The following is a 16,046-nucleotide window of genomic DNA, read 5'->3' as shown; positions in this document are numbered from 1 at the left end:
ACTGTGCGGAATCACCACGTCCAGAGTGCATGAGCAAAGCGGCCGCCCCATCCATCGAACTCGCCAGCGCCGATCCCTCGATCGCGCAAGAAATGGCGCGCTGGCTGTCGCACCTCGGCGCCGAACGGCGGCTGTCGCCGAAGACGCTGGAGGCCTATGGCCGCGACTTGCGGCAATGCCTGGATTTCCTCTGCTCCCATTGGGGCGAGCGCGTTACGCTTGAGCGCTTCGCCGCGCTGGAAGCCACTGATGTGCGCGCCTTCATGGCGATGCGCAGGTCCGACGATATTGCCGGCCGCTCGCTGATGCGCGCGCTCGCAGGCCTGCGCTCGTTCGGCCGCTTCCTCGAGCGCGAAGGCAAGGGCAAGGTCGGCGCGCTCTCCGCGATCCGCGCGCCGAAAGTCGCAAAAAGCCTGCCAAAGCCGCTGCCGATGGCGTCGGCCAAACGGCTTGCCGATGCCGACGAGCGCGCCGGCGAGGAACGCGAGACCTGGATTCTGGCGCGCGATGCTGCGGTGATGGCGCTGCTGTATGGCTCGGGCCTGCGCATCTCCGAAGCGCTCGGCCTGAAGCGTCGCGAGGTGCCGCGACCGGGCGAGGGCGACGTGCTCGTCGTCACCGGCAAAGGCAACAAGACCCGCATGGTGCCGGTGCTGCAAAACGTGCTCGCGCTGGTGCAGGAATACGTTGCGATGTGCCCGTATCCGCTGCCCGCCGAGGGCCCGATCTTCGTCGGCGCGCGCGGCGGGCCCTTGAGCCCCCGCATCATCCAGCTCGCGATGGAGCGGCTGCGCGGCGCGCTCGGCCTGCCCGACAGCGCCACCCCGCACGCGCTCCGCCATTCCTTCGCCACGCATCTGCTCTCGCGCGGCGGCGATCTGCGCGCGATTCAGGAATTGCTCGGCCATTCCTCGCTCTCGACCACACAGGTGTATACCGGCATCGATTCCGAGCGGCTGCTCGAAGTCTATGCCAGCGCGCATCCGCGGCGCTGACACACTGACGTCATAACGTGCTTGCCTCTTGCGCGGCGCACGCGGTTCGGTCAATCGTGGGGGAACCGAGGCAGGAGGGACATCATGAGCGCACATGAAAGCATGGAGCATGCCGAGCACGCTGAACACGCGTCCGGCTCGAACAAGAAGATCGCGCTCCTGATAGCGGTTCTGGCGCTGTTCCTGGCGATCTCGGAAACGCTGGGCAAGGGGGCCCAGACCGAATCGATCAGCAAGAACGTCGAGGCTGCCAATCTCTGGGCGTTCTTCCAGGCCAAGAGCATCCGCCGCACCGTGGTGGTGACCGCGGCAGAACAGGGCAAGCTGACGCTGGGCGGCACGACCGACGAGGCCATGAAGGCGACGGTGCAGAAACAGGTCGACGACTGGACCAAGACCGCGCAGCGCTACCGCTCCGAGCCCGAGACCGGCGAGGGCACCGAGCAACTCGCCGAGAAGGCCAAGCATGCCGAGCACGATCGCGACGAGGCGACCGCGAAGTACCATCACTTCGAGCTGGCCTCGGCCGCCTTCCAGATCGGCATCGTGCTGGCCTCGGCCACCATCATCACCGGCATGTTCGCGCTCGCCTATGTCAGTGGCGTGCTGACGATTGCCGGTCTGATCATGACCGCGCTCGGCCTGTGGTGGCCGCATCTATTGCATTTGCATTGAGGGCGGCGCGTGACGATGGCGCAGCGAATCCGTCGCCACACATTCCGCTGTCATGCCCCGGCTTGCCGCCTTCTAAAGCTCCGGCCGGCCGAGTACCCTTGTGGTCCCGGCGTAGCCTTGGCGGAGACGGGACCGGGCCATCCAGTACGCCGCGACTTCTCGGTTCAATCACCGACGTCTCTGGAATACTGGATTGCCCGCCTTCGCGGGCAATGACAGTGAGTCTGTGGAGATGACACCGAATATGAGGCGAGCAGCTATCGCGCTTCGTGCACGCTCTTGCGGAAGCGCTGGATCAGGCGGAGCGTGCGGGAGGACCATCCCTCGCCGTTGCCGGCGATCAGCTCGCGGATGCGCCGCTTGACCGGGTCGACCAGCGCGGCGGCCTTGGCGCGCACCTTCAACACCAGTTCGTAGAGCCGCTCGAACCAGTGCATCTCCAACAGTTTGGCGCGCGTCACGTCGAACACGAAGGCGGTGACGCCGAGGCCGAGCATCTTCGCGAACACGATGGTGAACACCGCGCTGGTCCAGTATTCGTGCGCGAGCAGCCACAGGCCGACCAGCTTGAGCGGAAACAGCGGGATGATCGGGACCGCAAACACGATCAGCGTCATGGCCGGCGATAGCGCATCGACGCGCTCCGTCAGCCATTGCTTGAAGCGCGCGAGCGGGATCGCCGCGACGACTTTTGCAACGATCGGCTCGAGATGGTCCCACAGCCAGGCTTCGATCAGGAAGACGATCGCAAGCAGGACCCAGACCGGTTGAAGAAGGCGGCGCAGCATGTGTTGTCCCGCCCGATTCGGCTCGGGCCTTGGACTACATATGGATGGCCCGCTTGCCGACTGCAAGCGCGGCTTCCTTGACCGCTTCCGAGCGGGTCGGGTGGGCGTGGCAGGTGCGGGCGAGATCCTCTGCACTGCCGCCAAACTCCATGAGAACGCACGCTTCATGGATCATTTCGCCGGCTTCGCGGCCGATAATGTGCACGCCGAGCACGCGATCGGTCTTCGCATCTGCGAGAATCTTCACAAAGCCGTCAGTGGTCTGGTTGACCTTGGAGCGACCGTTGGCGGTAAAGGGAAACTTGCCGACGTTATAGGCGACGCCGGCCTGCTTCAGTTCCTCCTCGGTCTTGCCGACAGAAGATACTTCCGGCGTGGTATACACGACGCCCGGAATGACGTCGTAGTTCACGTGGCCGGCCTGGCCCGCAATGATCTCTGCAACCGCAACGCCTTCATCCTCGGCCTTGTGCGCGAGCATCGGGCCTGCAACCACGTCGCCGATGGCGTAGACGCCCTTCAGGCTGGTGGCGAAATGCGGATCGATCTGGACGCGGCCGCGTGCGTCGAGCGCGACACCAGCTTCCTTCAGGCCGAGCCCGTCGGTGTAGGGCGTGCGGCCGATGCAGACCAGAACGACATCGGCCTCGATGGTCTCGGCGGTACCACCGGCAGCCGGTTCGATTTTCGCGAGCAATGCCTTGCTGTTGGCTTCGACGCCGGTGACCTTCGAACCCAGCTTGAATGCAAATCCCTGCTTTTCAAGGATCCGCTGGAATTGCCGGGCGACCTCGCCGTCCATGCCGGGCAGAATGCGATCGAGGAATTCGACCACCATGACTTCGGATCCGAGCCGGCGCCACACAGAGCCAAGTTCGAGCCCGATCACGCCCGCGCCAATAACCAGCAATCTGCCGGGTACCTTGTCCAGCGACAGCGCACCGGTCGAGGACACGATGCGCTTCTCGTCGATCTCGATGCCCTTGAGACGCGCGATGTCCGAGCCGGTGGCGATCACGATGTTCTTGGTCTCGACTGTCTGCGACTTGCCGTCGGCGGAGACTTCGACCTTGCCGGTCCCCAAAATCTTGCCGGTGCCCTGGAGCACGTCGATCTTGTTCTTCTTCATCAGGAACTCGACGCCCTTGACGTTGCCGTCGATGCCCTGCTGCTTGAAGTTCATCATCGCCGGCAAATCGAGCTTCGGCGCGGAAACGCTCACGCCCATTTTCGCGAACGAATGGCCGGCTTCCTCGAACATCTCGGACGCGTGCAGCAGCGCCTTGGAGGGCATGCAGCCGACATTGAGGCAGGTGCCGCCGAGGAAAGTGTTCTTTTCGATCACGGCGACTTTCATGCCGAGCTGGGCTGCACGCACCGCGCAGACATATCCGCCCGGTCCGGTGCCGATGACGACGAGATCGTAGGTAGCCATGAGAGAAAGTCCCGTAGGTTTAGCTGGATGAGGATGTGTCAGCGCCCGCCGGACACATCGAGAATGGCGGAGGTGACGTAGGAGGCCTCGTCCGAGATCAGCCAGACGATGGCGTTGGCGATTTCCTCGGCGGTGCCGACGCGCTTCATCGGCACCAGATGGGCCAGGCGATGGGCGCGGTCGGGCTCGCCGCCGGCGGCGTGGATTTCGGTGTCGATCAGGCCGGGGCGGATCGCGGCGACGCGGATGCCTTCGCCTGCGACCTCATAGCCGAGGCCGACGGTGAAGGAATCGACCGCGCCCTTGGACGCGGCGTAATCGACATAGGTGTTGGGTGCGCCGAGCTTGGCAGCGACCGATGACAGGTTGACGATGACACCGCCCTTGCCGCCGTGCTTGGTCGACATCCGCTTCACCGCCTCGCGCGCGCAGAGAATGGAGCCGGTGACGTTCACGGCCATGACGCGCTGGATGCGTTCGGCCGACATCTCGTCGACGCGCACGCCGCTTTTGCCGACGATGCCGCCATTGTTGACGAGCGCGCCGAGCGTGCCGAACTTGTCGGCTTGCTTGAACAGGTCGAGGATGTCGCTTTCCTCCGCGACATCGCATTTCACGGCGATGGCACTGCCGTTACCAGCCTCGATCTGCGCGACCACCTCGTCCGCGGCAATCTTGTTGCTGGCATAGCCGACCACGACGCGGAAGCCGCGCGCGGCCGCCGCAACCGCGGTCGCCCGCCCGATGCCGCGGCTGCCGCCGGTAATGACAACGACTTTATCCGTCACGCGCGCCTCCATGGTTCGATACGCGCCGCCGCGAATGGCGACGGCGCTCGCAGAGCAACGGGAATCAGAGATCGAGCACCAGGCGTGCTGGATCTTCCAGGCTCTCCTTGACGCGGACCAGGAAGGTCACGGCTTCCTTGCCGTCGATGACGCGGTGATCGTAGGACAGCGCCAGATACATCATCGGCCGGACCTCGATCTTGCCGCCGACGACCATCGGCCGCTCCTGGATCTTGTGCATGCCCAGAATGCCGGACTGCGGCGCATTCAGGATCGGGGTCGACATCAGCGAGCCGTAGATGCCGCCATTGGTGATGGTGAAGGTGCCGCCCTGCATCTCGTCGATCTTGAGCTGGCCGTCGCGGGCACGGCGGCCGAAATCGGCGATGCTCTTCTCGATATCGGAGATCGACTTGTGGTCGCAGTCGCGCACCACGGGCACGACGAGACCCTTGTCGGTGCCGACGGCGACGCCGATGTGATAGTAGTTCTTGTAGATCAGGTCGGTGCCGTCGATCTCGGCGTTGACGGCCGGAATGTCCTTCAGCGCCTGCACGACGGCCTTGGTGAAGAAGCCCATGAAGCCGAGCTTGGCACCATGCTTCTTCTCGAACGCATCCTTGTAATGGGCACGCAGTGCCATGACGTTGGTCATGTCGACCTCGTTGAAGGTCGTGAGCATGGCGGCGGTGTTTTGCACGTCCTTGAGGCGGCGCGCGATGGTCTGGCGCAGGCGGGTCATCTTGACGCGCTCTTCGCGGGCGGCGTCATCGGCCGGCGACGGCGCGCGCACCTGCACGGCGGCGGCGGGTTGGTTGACCGGGGTCGGCGCGGACGCCGCACGCTCGATCGCGGCGAGCATGTCGCCCTTGGTGACGCGGCCGTCCTTGCCGGAGCCCGGAACGGTCGAGGCATCGATGCCGGTCTCGGCCGACAGCTTGCGCACCGAGGGGGCGAGCGGCGCATCGGCCGGCGGCGCTTTCGCGGCCGAGGCTGCTGCAGGAGCGGCGGCAGCGGCCGCAGGAGCAGCAGCGGCGGGCTTCGCGGCAGCAGCGGCCGGCTTTGCAGCACCTGCGCCTTCCGTGATCTGGCCGAGCAGCGCGCCGACCGCAACAGTCGCGCCATCGGCGGCAATGATCTCGCTCAGCGTGCCGGCGGAGGGCGCCGGGACCTCGATGGTGACCTTGTCGGTCTCGAGCTCCACCAAGGGCTCGTCGACGGCGACGGGGTCGCCGGCCTTCTTGAACCAGCGGCCGATGGTGGCCTCGGTGACGGATTCGCCGAGCGTCGGCACACGAATTTCAGTCATGGTCTTTTCCTTAAGGAGATCGCCAATGCGGTCATAAGTGCGGATGTCATCGCCTGCGAAAAGCAAGCCAGCCAGCAAACCGGGCGTGCGTATGCTGCACGGACGACACGGCGTACTGGATGCCCCACCCCAGTACGCAGTCGCGCACGAGGCGGGGCATGACACAGTTCAAAAAGTTCAGCTCAGTGCTTCGTCCAGGAACGCCTTCAGCTGCGCCTGATGCTTGGACATCAGACCCGTGGCGGTCGCAGCCGAGGCGGCGCGACCGACATAACGCGGACGCCGGCTCGCGCCGTTCACCTGGTTCAGCACCCATTCCAGATAGGGCTCGATGAAGTGCCAGGCACCCATGTTGCGGGGCTCTTCCTGGCACCAGATCACTTCGGCCTTCTTGAAGCGAGACAGCTCGGCCACCAGCGCCTTCAGCGGCACCGGATAGAGCTGCTCGACGCGCATCAGATAGATGTCGTCGATGCCGCGCTTCTCGCGCTCCTCATAGAGGTCGTAATAGACCTTGCCGGAGCAGAGCACGATGCGGCGGATCTTCTCGTCAGGGACGAGCTTGCTCGCCTCGTTCGGCAGCATCTGGGCGTCATCATAGAGGATACGGTGGAAGGTCGTGCCCTTCGCCAGCTCCTCGAGACGCGACACCGCCCGCTTGTGGCGCAGCAGCGATTTCGGCGTCATCATGATCAGCGGCTTGCGGATCTCGCGGTGGAGCTGACGCCGCAGCACGTGGAAGTAGTTCGCCGGCGTGGTCGGATAGACCACCTGCATGTTGTCTTCGGCGCACATCTGCAAATAACGCTCGAGACGTGCCGAGGAGTGCTCCGGTCCCTGGCCCTCATAGCCATGCGGCAAGAGGCAGACGAGACCGGACATGCGCAGCCATTTGCGCTCGCCCGAGGAGATGAACTGGTCGAACACGACCTGGGCGCCGTTGGCGAAGTCGCCGAACTGGGCTTCCCACAGCGTCAGCGTGTTCGGCTCGGCGAGCGAATAGCCGTATTCGAAGCCGAGCACGGCCTCTTCAGACAGCAGCGAGTTGATGACCTCGTAATGGCCCTGCTCGGTGCCCAGATGGTTGAACGGCGTGTAGCGGCTCTCGTCTTCCTGGTCGATCAGGACGGAGTGACGCTGCGAGAACGTGCCGCGCTCGGAATCCTGTCCGGACAGGCGGACGTGATGGTTTTCCTGAAGCAGCGTGCAGAACGCCAGCGCCTCGCCGGTCGCCCAGTCGATGCCGACGCCGTTCTCGATCGCCTTGGCGCGATTTTCCAGAAAACGCTGAATGGTGCGGTGGACCCGGAAGCCGTCCGGCACCTTGGTGATCTTCCGGCCGATGTCTTTGAGGATCGGCAGGTCGACGCCGGTGACGCCGCGGCGCGCATCCTCTTCCTGGTCGGCGATCTTGAAGCCCGCCCATTTGCCGTCGAGCCAGTCGGCCTTGTTCGGCTTGTAGGACGTGCCGGCCTCGAACTCGGCATCGAGCCGGGCGCGCCAGTCGGCCTTGGCCTTGTCGACCTCGCCCTCGGTGATCACGCCTTCGCTGATCAGACGCCGCGAGTAGAGCTCCAGCGTCGAGGGATGGGCGGCAATCCTCTTGTACATCACCGGCTGGGTGAAGGCCGGCTCGTCGCCCTCGTTATGTCCATGCCTGCGGTAGCAGAACATGTCGATAACGACGGGCTTGTGGAATTTCTGCCGGAACTCGGTAGCAACCTTGGCCGCGAACACGACCGCTTCCGGATCGTCGCCGTTCACGTGGAAGATCGGCGCATCGATCATCTTCGCCACGTCTGACGGGTAGGGCGACGAGCGCGAGTAACGCGGATAGGTGGTGAAGCCGATCTGGTTGTTGACGATGAAGTGCACGGAGCCGCCGGTGCGGTAGCCCTTCAGGTCCGACAGACCGAAGCATTCGGCAACGACACCTTGGCCAGCGAACGCCGCGTCGCCGTGCATCAGCAGCGGCATGACGGAGATGCGCATATCCGGCGGATCGCCGTGCTGGTCCTGCTTGGCGCGGACCTTGCCGAGCACGACGGGATCGACGATCTCGAGATGCGAGGGGTTCGCCGTCAGCGACAGGTGGATGCGGTTGCCGTCGAACTCGCGGTCCGAGGAGGCGCCGAGGTGATACTTGACGTCCCCGGAGCCTTCGACTGCATCGGGATTGGCCGAGCCGCCCTTGAATTCGTGGAACAGTGCACGGTGCGGCTTGCCCATCACCTGGGTCAGCACGTTGAGGCGGCCGCGATGCGGCATGCCCAGCACGATCTCCTTCACGCCGAGATTGCCGCCACGCTTGATGATCTGCTCCAGCGCGGGAATCAGCGATTCACCGCCGTCGAGGCCGAAGCGCTTGGTGCCGGTGAACTTGGTGTCGCAGAATTTCTCGAAGCCTTCGGCTTCGATCAGTTTCATCAGGATGGCGCGGCGACCTTCGCGGGTGAACGAGATCTCCTTGTCCGGCCCCTCGATGCGCTCCTGGATCCAGGCCTTCTGCGCGGCATTGCTGATGTGCATGAACTCGACGCCGAGGGTCTGGCAGTAGGTGCGCTCGCAGATCGCGGTGATCTCGCGCAGCGTGCCGTATTCGAGACCGAGCACGTGATCGAGGAAGATCTTGCGGTCGAAATCGGCTTCGCTGAAGCCGTAGGTGCGCGGGTCGAGCTCTTCGCGATTGCGCGGGGCTTCGATGCCGAGCGGATCGAGCTTGGCATGGAAGTGGCCGCGCATGCGGTAGGAGCGGATCAGCATCAAGGCGCGGACGGAGTCGCGCGTGGCCTGGAGCAGGTCGGCGGAAGACAGGCCGCCCCCCTTGGCCTGCGCCTTGGCGGCGATCTTGCTGCCGACCGATTTCTCCACCTCGGCCCAGTTGCCGTCGAGAGCGGAGGTCAGCTCGTCTTGCGGGGTCAGCGGCCAGTTGGCGCGCTCCCAGGAAGGACCTTCGGCGTTCTTGCTGATGTCGCCGGGCTGGTCATTCAGGCTCTTGAAGAACTCCTGCCACTCGGGGTCGACCGAGGACGGATCCTTCTGGTAGCGGGCGTAGATTTCGTCGATGTAGGTGGCGTTGGTGCCCTGCAAAAAGGATGAGAGGGCAAAGGCTGCGTTCGCGTCCTGGCGAGACATACTGGAGTTCCTGGCGATTTCGGTTCGCGCATAACAAACGGCGCTGGCGCCGAGCTCCCGGCAGAGGCTCGGCGCGACAGGCACCCTTTACCCTATTTGCTGCGAAACTTCGCCCGGAAAAATACGAAGAAGTGAATTAGCCCTTCAACTTTTCGGCAAGCGTATGACCAAGGCGTGCGGGTGACGGAGAGACCACGATTCCGGCCGATTTCATCGCTTCGGTCTTGGAACCGGCGTCGCCCTTGCCGCCCGAGATGATCGCGCCGGCGTGGCCCATACGGCGGCCGGGAGGTGCGGTGACACCGGCAATGAAGCCGACCATCGGCTTCTTGCGGCCGCGCTTGGCCTCGTCTTTGAGGAACTGGGCGGCGTCTTCCTCGGCGGAACCGCCGATCTCGCCGATCATGATGATCGATTCGGTCTTGGGATCGGCCAGCAACATTTCCAGGACGTCGATGAACTCGGTTCCCTTGACCGGGTCGCCGCCGATGCCTACGGCAGTGGTCTGGCCGAGGCCTTCCTGGGAGGTCTGGAACACGGCTTCATAGGTCAAGGTGCCGGAGCGGGAGACGATGCCGACGCTGCCGGTCTTGAAGATGTTGGCCGGCATGATGCCGATCTTGCACTCGCCCGCGGTCATGACGCCCGGGCAGTTCGGCCCGATCAGGCGCGACTTGGAACCGATCAGCGAGCGCTTCACCCGGACCATGTCGACGACCGGAATGCCTTCGGTGATGCAGACGATCAGCGGAATCTCGGCATCGATGGCTTCGCAGATCGCGTCCGCCGCGCCCGGCGGGGGCACGTAGATCACCGACGCATCGGCGCCGGTCTTCTCACGCGCCTCGCGCACGGTATCGAACACCGGCAGGCCCAGATGCGTCGCGCCGCCTTTACCCGGCGAGGTGCCGCCGACCATCTTGGTGCCATAGGCAATCGCGGCCTCGGAATGGAAGGTGCCGTTCTTGCCGGTAAAGCCCTGGCAGATGACCTTGGTGTTCTTGTCGATCAGGATGGACATGAGGTCTGCTTTCGCGAACTAACGAGTGAGAGGTCAGTGGATGCGGCGGTAGACGCCGGTGAGCACGTCGGCCCAGCCTTCCGCGTCCGGCGAGAACTGGATCTTCAACGAATAGGAATTGTCGTCGATGATCTCGTAGACGTGGCGCGCATTGCCGCGGAGCGAGCCGCGCACCAGCGTCAGGGTCTTGCCGACCCAGCCGCCGGAGGCGGGCGAGGGCGGCGTGTAGCCGAGCGAGTCGTACCAGAACAATTTGTAGGTCCGATCGTCGCGGTCGTAGGTGAAGATGCCGTGAGTGGCGAAGACCTGCTTGCCGTCGCGCATCTGGACCGAGTCCTGGATCAGATAGAACCCGTTGAGCTCCAAGCGCGCGACGACGTGAGAGGTGGCCGGTCCGCCCTCCGTCCAGCGCGACGGGAAGACCATCTCTTCACCATCCCATTCGCCGGCAAACGCGGCGAGGCGCGCGTGCTCGGGGAGCGGAGATGATGCGGCGAGATGGTCCTGGGCCATGGCCTTAGCCTCCCTTGACGGCCTTCACGATCTTCTGCGCGGCGTCGTCGAGATTGTCGGCCGGCACCACGTTCAGGCCGGATTCACGGATGATCTTCTTGCCGAGCTCGACATTGGTGCCTTCGAGCCGCACCACCAGCGGCACGCTGAGACCGACCTCGCGGACGGCGGCTGTGACGCCCTCGGCGATCACGTCGCACTTCATGATGCCGCCGAAGATGTTGACCAGGATGCCCTTCACGTTGGGGTCCGCGGTGATGATCTTGAAGGCGGCCGCGACCTTCTCCTTGCTGGCGCTGCCGCCGACGTCGAGGAAGTTGGCCGGCGACATGCCGTAGAGCTTGATGATGTCCATCGTCGCCATGGCAAGACCGGCGCCGTTGACCATGCAGCCGATGTTGCCGTCGAGGGTGACGTAGTTCAGGTCGTATTTCGACGCCTCGATTTCCTTGGCATCTTCCTCGGTCTCGTCGCGCAGGGCGAGCACCTCGGGATGACGGAACAGCGCGTTGTCGTCGAACGAGACCTTGGCGTCGAGCACGCGGAGCTGGCCCTGCTTGGTCACGACCAGCGGGTTGATCTCCAGCATCGACATGTCCTTGGCGACGAAGGCGGCGTAGAGCTGCGCGGTGAGCTTTTCGGCCTGCTTGGCGAGATCGCCTGATAGCTTCAGCGCCTTCGCCACCGTGCGGCCGTGATGGCCCATGACGCCGGTCGCGGGATCGACCGAGAAGGTGACGATCTTCTCAGGGCTGTTGTGCGCGACCTCCTCGATGTTGACGCCGCCCTCGGTCGAGACGACGAAGGAGACGCGCGAGGTCTCGCGATCGACCAGGATCGAGAGGTAGAATTCCTTATCGATGTCGGAGCCGTCCTCGATGTAGAGGCGGTTGACCTGCTTGCCGGCGGGACCGGTCTGCACGGTCACCAGCGTCGCGCCCAGCATCTGCTTGGCGAATTCGGAGACCTCGGCGGCCGACTTGGCGATGCGGACGCCGCCCTTGTCGCCGGCGCTGGCTTCCTTGAATTTGCCTTTACCGCGGCCGCCGGCATGGATCTGGCTCTTCACGACCCAGACCGGACCCGGCAGCGCCTTGGCGGCGGCTTCCGCGTCAGCCGGCTTGAGGACGGGCACGCCCTTGGAAATCGGCACGCCGAACTCATTCAGCAGCGCTTTGGCCTGGTACTCATGAATATTCATATGGTCGCTCCCTGAACCCGCGGGCGGTGACCTCAAGGGCCCACCTCAGTCTTGTGGCTGGCATACCATATACCACAGGAACTGCAACCCGGATTCTTTTGACTTCGAGATCTCTGGACTGCCGAACCGGAAAGCCGCCCGATGCGCGGGCCCCGGAAATGAAACCGCCGAAGACCGGTTTTCGGACTTCGGCGGGGAATTGCTGGCGCTTAGCGGCCGAGAAGATCGGGGGCGATCTTCTTGCAGGCGTCGACGAGGCCCTGCACCGCACCGACCGACTTGTCGAAGGCCTCGCGGTCCTTGCCGGCGAGTTCGATCTCGACCACGCGCTCGACGCCCTTGGAGCCGATCACGACGGGCACGCCGACATACATATCCTTCACGCTGTACTCGCCGTTCACGTAGGCGGCGCAGGGCAGCACACGCTTCTTGTCCTTCAGATAGCTCTCGGCCATTGCGATCGCGGACGCCGCCGGCGCGTAGAAGGCCGAGCCGGTCTTGAGCAGATTGACGATCTCGGCGCCGCCGTTGCGGGTGCGGTCGACGATCTCGTCGAGACGCGCCTGCGAGGTCCAGCCCATCTTGACGAGGTCGGGCAGCGGGATGCCGGCGACGGTGGAGTACTTCACCAGCGGCACCATGGTGTCGCCATGGCCGCCGAGCACGAAGGCGGTGACGTCCTCGACGGAGACGTTGAACTCATCGGCCAGGAAGTAGCGGAAGCGCGCCGAATCCAGCACGCCGGCCATGCCGACGACCTTCTTGTGCGGCAAGCCCGAGGCCTTCTGCAGTGCCCAGACCATCGCGTCGAGCGGGTTGGTGATGCAGATAACGAAGGCGTCGGGGGCGTACTTCTTGATGCCGGCGCCGACCTGCTCCATGACCTTGAGGTTGATGGAGAGGAGGTCGTCGCGGCTCATGCCGGGCTTGCGCGGCACGCCGGCGGTGACGATGCAGACCTTTGCGTTGTCGAGCGCCTCGTAGGAGTTCGCACCGGCATAATGCGCGTCAAAACCGTCGACCGGCGAGGACTGCGCAATGTCGAGCGCCTTGCCCTGCGGCACACCCTCGGCGATGTCGAACATCACGACGTCGCCCAGTTCTTTCAGGCCGATGAGGTGAGCCAGCGTTCCGCCGATCTGACCGGAGCCAATCAAAGCAATCTTGTCGCGCGCCATGTGAGCCTGTCCTTTAGACACGTAAGGAGGGAAAACTGAGACGGGTGGTTATCCCTTTCGCCTCCCCCGTTCAAGTCGGTGGATGCCCAATTGTCGGGCTTGTCGCGATTCCGGCCAGCAGCCTCTAAGCCGTCATTCCGGGGCGCCTGCGCCATTGCGCGGGCGAACCCGGAATCTCGAAATTGTAGCGCGAGATTGCGGGTTCGCGCTGGGGCGCGCCCCGGAATGACCGGAGGCTAGAAATAGGACTTAAGTCTCTACCAGACCCTTGGTCGAGCCGCTGGCGGTGGAATCCTTGCGGCCGTGAGGCAACGCCAGATAGGATTCCGAGCTCATCTCGATCAGGCGTGACGCGGTCCGCTTGAACTCGTTGGCCTCGTTGCCTTCGGTCGCAAGGTACAGCGCGATCGGGTTGGCATCGGCCGAGGCCATCAGCTTCACCGCATTGTCATAGAGCGTGTCGATCAGCGTGATGAAGCGCTTGGCGGCGTTGCGCTGAGAGACGTCCATCACTGGAATATGGTCGACCAGGATGGTGTGATAGTCCTGCGCGAGCCTGAGGTAGTCCGATGCCCCAAGCGGCTTCTCGCAGAGATCGGCGAACGAGAATCGCGCGATGCCATGGGCCGAGCATGGTACGTGCAGGATGCGTCCCTTGATTGAGATGTCGCGCGGCTTGCATCTGGCGCCGCCGCTCATCTTCGACCAGGCGCGGTCGAGCGCGGCATCCGCATCGGCATCTGCCGGTGTCAGCCACATCGGCACGCCCTGAAGCTTCTCCAGGCGGAAATCGGTGCGCGCGTCGAGCCGCGCAACGTCCATGTGATCGGTGATCTGCTTGATGAAGGGCAGGAACAGCGACCGGTTCAGGCCGCCCTTGTAGAGATCGTCGGGCGCGACGTTCGAGGTCGCGACCACGACGGTGCCGAGCTCGAACAATTTTGCGAACAGACGGCCGAGGATCATCGCGTCGGCGATGTCGGTGACGTGGAATTCGTCGAAGCAGAGCAGCCAGCTCTCCTCGAAGATCGCACTCGCGGTTAGCGCGATGACGTCGCCGTCGGCGGTCTCGCCGCGCGCGATGCTCTGGCGATAATCGTAGATGCGCTCATGAGCCTCCGCCATGAACTCGTGGAAATGCGCGCGGCGCTTGTGCTCGACCGAGGAATGCTGAAAGAACAGGTCCATCAGCATGGTCTTGCCGCGGCCGACCTCGCCATGGATGTAGAGTCCGCGCGGCGCCTCGTCCTTGTCGCTGCTGAACAGGCGGCTGAGCAGACCCTGCTTGCGCGCGGGCTTGTAAGCCGCGAGCCGCTGGTCGAGCGCTGCATAGGCTTCGGCGATTTCGGCCTGCGCGGCATCAGGCTCGATCGCCCCGGAGGCGATCTGGGCTTGATAGGCTTCGCGGAATGAGGAACTGGGGGTCGAGAGCATGGCCCTTTCCGCCAGAGAAGGACGGAAATTGCAAGCCGTGAATTGGTGGACGGGGTATGCGGATTCGTGTCCCGGACACGCTGAGCCGGGACCCACAGTTTCGTTCATCGCCAAATTTCGTTCAACGCGGAGCGCTGGGCCCCGGCTCTACGGCCGGGGGCACAAGAGCGACCTACGCACACAGCTCGTAGGCGTCCTCGACGACATACGGGCCGCCGCCGGTGGAGGCGCGGGATGAGAAGAGAACAAAACGCTCCGCCATGAACGCCTTGCTCGGGAAGTAGCCGCGCAGCGAGAGATAGTCGGCAACGTCGCGATCGGAGGCGTCGTGCAGCCGGGCCAGCGTGACATGCGGGATGAACTTGCGGCCTTCAGGGTCGAGACCGATCCGCTGCATCATCCGTTCGAGCTCGGCCTGCAATTCCATCAGCGGCTTGCTCGGCGCGATCGTCGCAACGACTGCCCGCGGTTTGCGGCCGCCAAAACTCGTGAGGCCCTGCACCTTCACCTCGAACGGCTTGCGGTCGACGCGAAACAGCATCGAGGCGATCTCGTTGGCGGAGACACCGTCGATATCGCCGATGAAGCGCAAGGTGACGTGATAATTTTCGGGATCGATCCAGCGGGCGCCGGGAAGGCCGCCCCTCAAGTTGGAAAGCGACTGGCCGATCTCGGCCGGAATTTCCAGACCCGTGAACAAACGCGGCATCGTTTCGCACTCCCGATGCTTGGGTACAGCCCTCAAGGCAAGGACGGTATCCAAATTAGAGCCGGCGACGAATCACCGGTACCCTGATTCCTATCGCAGTTGTGTGACTCTGCGAAGCTTGGCCAACCTCACCCCGGTAAAACCCTGGGAATTACGGTTAGCATTGCCTGCTTTTCAACGCCGTTGCTCAGCGATCGTGCCAATGAATGCCTCCACCGTAGGCATGATCCTGTCGACGATGATGTCGACGCCGCCCGCGGTCGGATGGATGCCGTCGGCTTGGTTGAGCTTGGCGTCGGCGGCGACGGCGTCGAGAAAGAACGGATAGAGTGGCACGTCGAATTTCTTCGCCAGATCCGGATAAATCGAATTGAAGCGCGCGGCATAATCTGCGCCGTAATTCGGCGGCGCCAGCATGCCGCACAGCATCACCGCGATCTTGCGTGCCTTGAGCCGCTGGATGATGTCGCTGAGCGCGGCGCGCGTCAAATCGGGATCGATGCCCCGCAACGCGTCGTTGGCGCCGAGTTCGACGATGACGCCCTCGGTTCCTTCAGGCACCGACCAGTCCAGCCGATCGCGGCCGCCGGAGGAGGTGTCGCCGGACACCCCGGCATTGACCATGTCGGCCGTTATGCCCTTGGCTTGCAAGGCTTTTTGGAGTTTCGTCGGGAATGCCTCCTGGACCGGGAGGCCGAGACCAGCGCTCAAGGAATCGCCCAGCACGACGAGCTTGATCGGCTTCTGCCCCCCGGCCGAAGCCGTCGTGACCACCGTCATCAAAGCGAGCATCAACACGGCTATGTGCATGAACAATCCGTAACGCCTCTCGACCGCGCCAGCGGAGTTGCCATATGACCGGACC

At 64.0% G+C, this 16,046-nt stretch carries 14 protein-coding genes; 2 read left to right on the top strand and 12 right to left on the bottom strand.

What is annotated here, in order from left to right:
• Nucleotides 1-29: 29 nt before the first annotated feature.
• A complete protein-coding gene (locus IVA78_RS29035; protein WP_247468959.1) occupies nucleotides 30-995 on the top strand; it encodes a tyrosine recombinase XerC in 966 nt (321 codons plus the stop codon).
• Between the two features lie 84 nt (nucleotides 996-1,079).
• On the top strand, nucleotides 1,080-1,670 hold the full coding sequence (locus tag IVA78_RS29030; protein WP_247281236.1) for a DUF4337 domain-containing protein: 591 nt from the start codon (nucleotides 1,080-1,082) through the stop codon (nucleotides 1,668-1,670).
• Between the two features lie 257 nt (nucleotides 1,671-1,927).
• Here IVA78_RS29030 and IVA78_RS29025 read toward each other — a convergent pair whose 3' ends face one another.
• From IVA78_RS29025 to IVA78_RS28970, 12 genes are all read right to left on the bottom strand, one after another.
• Nucleotides 1,928-2,458 carry a hypothetical protein gene (locus IVA78_RS29025; RefSeq protein WP_247468957.1) on the bottom strand — a complete coding sequence of 177 codons (531 nt, stop codon included), beginning with the start codon at nucleotides 2,456-2,458 and terminating at the stop codon, nucleotides 1,928-1,930.
• Nucleotides 2,459-2,492: 34 nt separating this feature from the next.
• On the bottom strand, nucleotides 2,493-3,893 hold the full coding sequence (gene lpdA, locus IVA78_RS29020) for a dihydrolipoyl dehydrogenase (RefSeq protein WP_247468955.1): 1,401 nt from the start codon (nucleotides 3,891-3,893) through the stop codon (nucleotides 2,493-2,495).
• A 38-nt stretch (nucleotides 3,894-3,931) separates the two neighbouring features.
• Nucleotides 3,932-4,681, bottom strand: coding sequence for an SDR family oxidoreductase (locus tag IVA78_RS29015; RefSeq protein ID WP_247468953.1), 750 nt, complete (start codon nucleotides 4,679-4,681; stop codon nucleotides 3,932-3,934).
• A 64-nt stretch (nucleotides 4,682-4,745) separates the two neighbouring features.
• A complete protein-coding gene (gene odhB, locus IVA78_RS29010; protein WP_247468952.1) occupies nucleotides 4,746-5,990 on the bottom strand; it encodes a 2-oxoglutarate dehydrogenase complex dihydrolipoyllysine-residue succinyltransferase in 1,245 nt (414 codons plus the stop codon).
• Nucleotides 5,991-6,167: 177 nt separating this feature from the next.
• The gene (locus IVA78_RS29005) at nucleotides 6,168-9,125 is read right to left on the bottom strand and encodes a 2-oxoglutarate dehydrogenase E1 component (RefSeq protein WP_247468951.1); all 2,958 of its coding nucleotides are present in this window, start codon (nucleotides 9,123-9,125) and stop codon (nucleotides 6,168-6,170) included.
• Between the two features lie 136 nt (nucleotides 9,126-9,261).
• Nucleotides 9,262-10,146 (bottom strand): succinate--CoA ligase subunit alpha, encoded by an 885-nt coding sequence (gene sucD, locus IVA78_RS29000; RefSeq protein WP_247332645.1) that lies wholly within the window; start codon nucleotides 10,144-10,146, stop codon nucleotides 9,262-9,264.
• Nucleotides 10,147-10,179: 33 nt separating this feature from the next.
• Nucleotides 10,180-10,659, bottom strand: a complete 480-nt coding sequence (locus IVA78_RS28995) for a DUF1579 family protein (protein ID WP_247281243.1) — start codon at nucleotides 10,657-10,659, stop codon at nucleotides 10,180-10,182.
• A gap of 4 nt (nucleotides 10,660-10,663) precedes the next feature.
• Nucleotides 10,664-11,860 carry an ADP-forming succinate--CoA ligase subunit beta gene (sucC, locus tag IVA78_RS28990; protein ID WP_247281244.1) on the bottom strand — a complete coding sequence of 399 codons (1,197 nt, stop codon included), beginning with the start codon at nucleotides 11,858-11,860 and terminating at the stop codon, nucleotides 10,664-10,666.
• 209 nt (nucleotides 11,861-12,069) lie between these two features.
• On the bottom strand, nucleotides 12,070-13,038 hold the full coding sequence (gene mdh / locus IVA78_RS28985) for a malate dehydrogenase (protein WP_247468950.1): 969 nt from the start codon (nucleotides 13,036-13,038) through the stop codon (nucleotides 12,070-12,072).
• A gap of 249 nt (nucleotides 13,039-13,287) precedes the next feature.
• A complete protein-coding gene (gene zapE, locus IVA78_RS28980; RefSeq protein ID WP_247468949.1) occupies nucleotides 13,288-14,472 on the bottom strand; it encodes a cell division protein ZapE in 1,185 nt (394 codons plus the stop codon).
• A 172-nt stretch (nucleotides 14,473-14,644) separates the two neighbouring features.
• Complete coding sequence (thpR, locus tag IVA78_RS28975; protein WP_091893084.1) at nucleotides 14,645-15,181, bottom strand: RNA 2',3'-cyclic phosphodiesterase; 537 nt, start codon at nucleotides 15,179-15,181, stop codon at nucleotides 14,645-14,647.
• A gap of 174 nt (nucleotides 15,182-15,355) precedes the next feature.
• Nucleotides 15,356-15,991: an arylesterase gene (locus IVA78_RS28970; protein WP_247468948.1), complete on the bottom strand. Its 636-nt coding sequence runs from the start codon at nucleotides 15,989-15,991 to the stop codon at nucleotides 15,356-15,358.
• Nucleotides 15,992-16,046 lie beyond the last annotated feature (55 nt).

This window comes from Bradyrhizobium sp. 137, assembly GCF_023074095.1.
GTDB lineage: Bacteria > Pseudomonadota > Alphaproteobacteria > Rhizobiales > Xanthobacteraceae > Bradyrhizobium.
The sequence above is the reverse complement of the archived record's forward strand: the minus strand, read 5'-3'. Positions and strand labels throughout refer to the sequence as shown.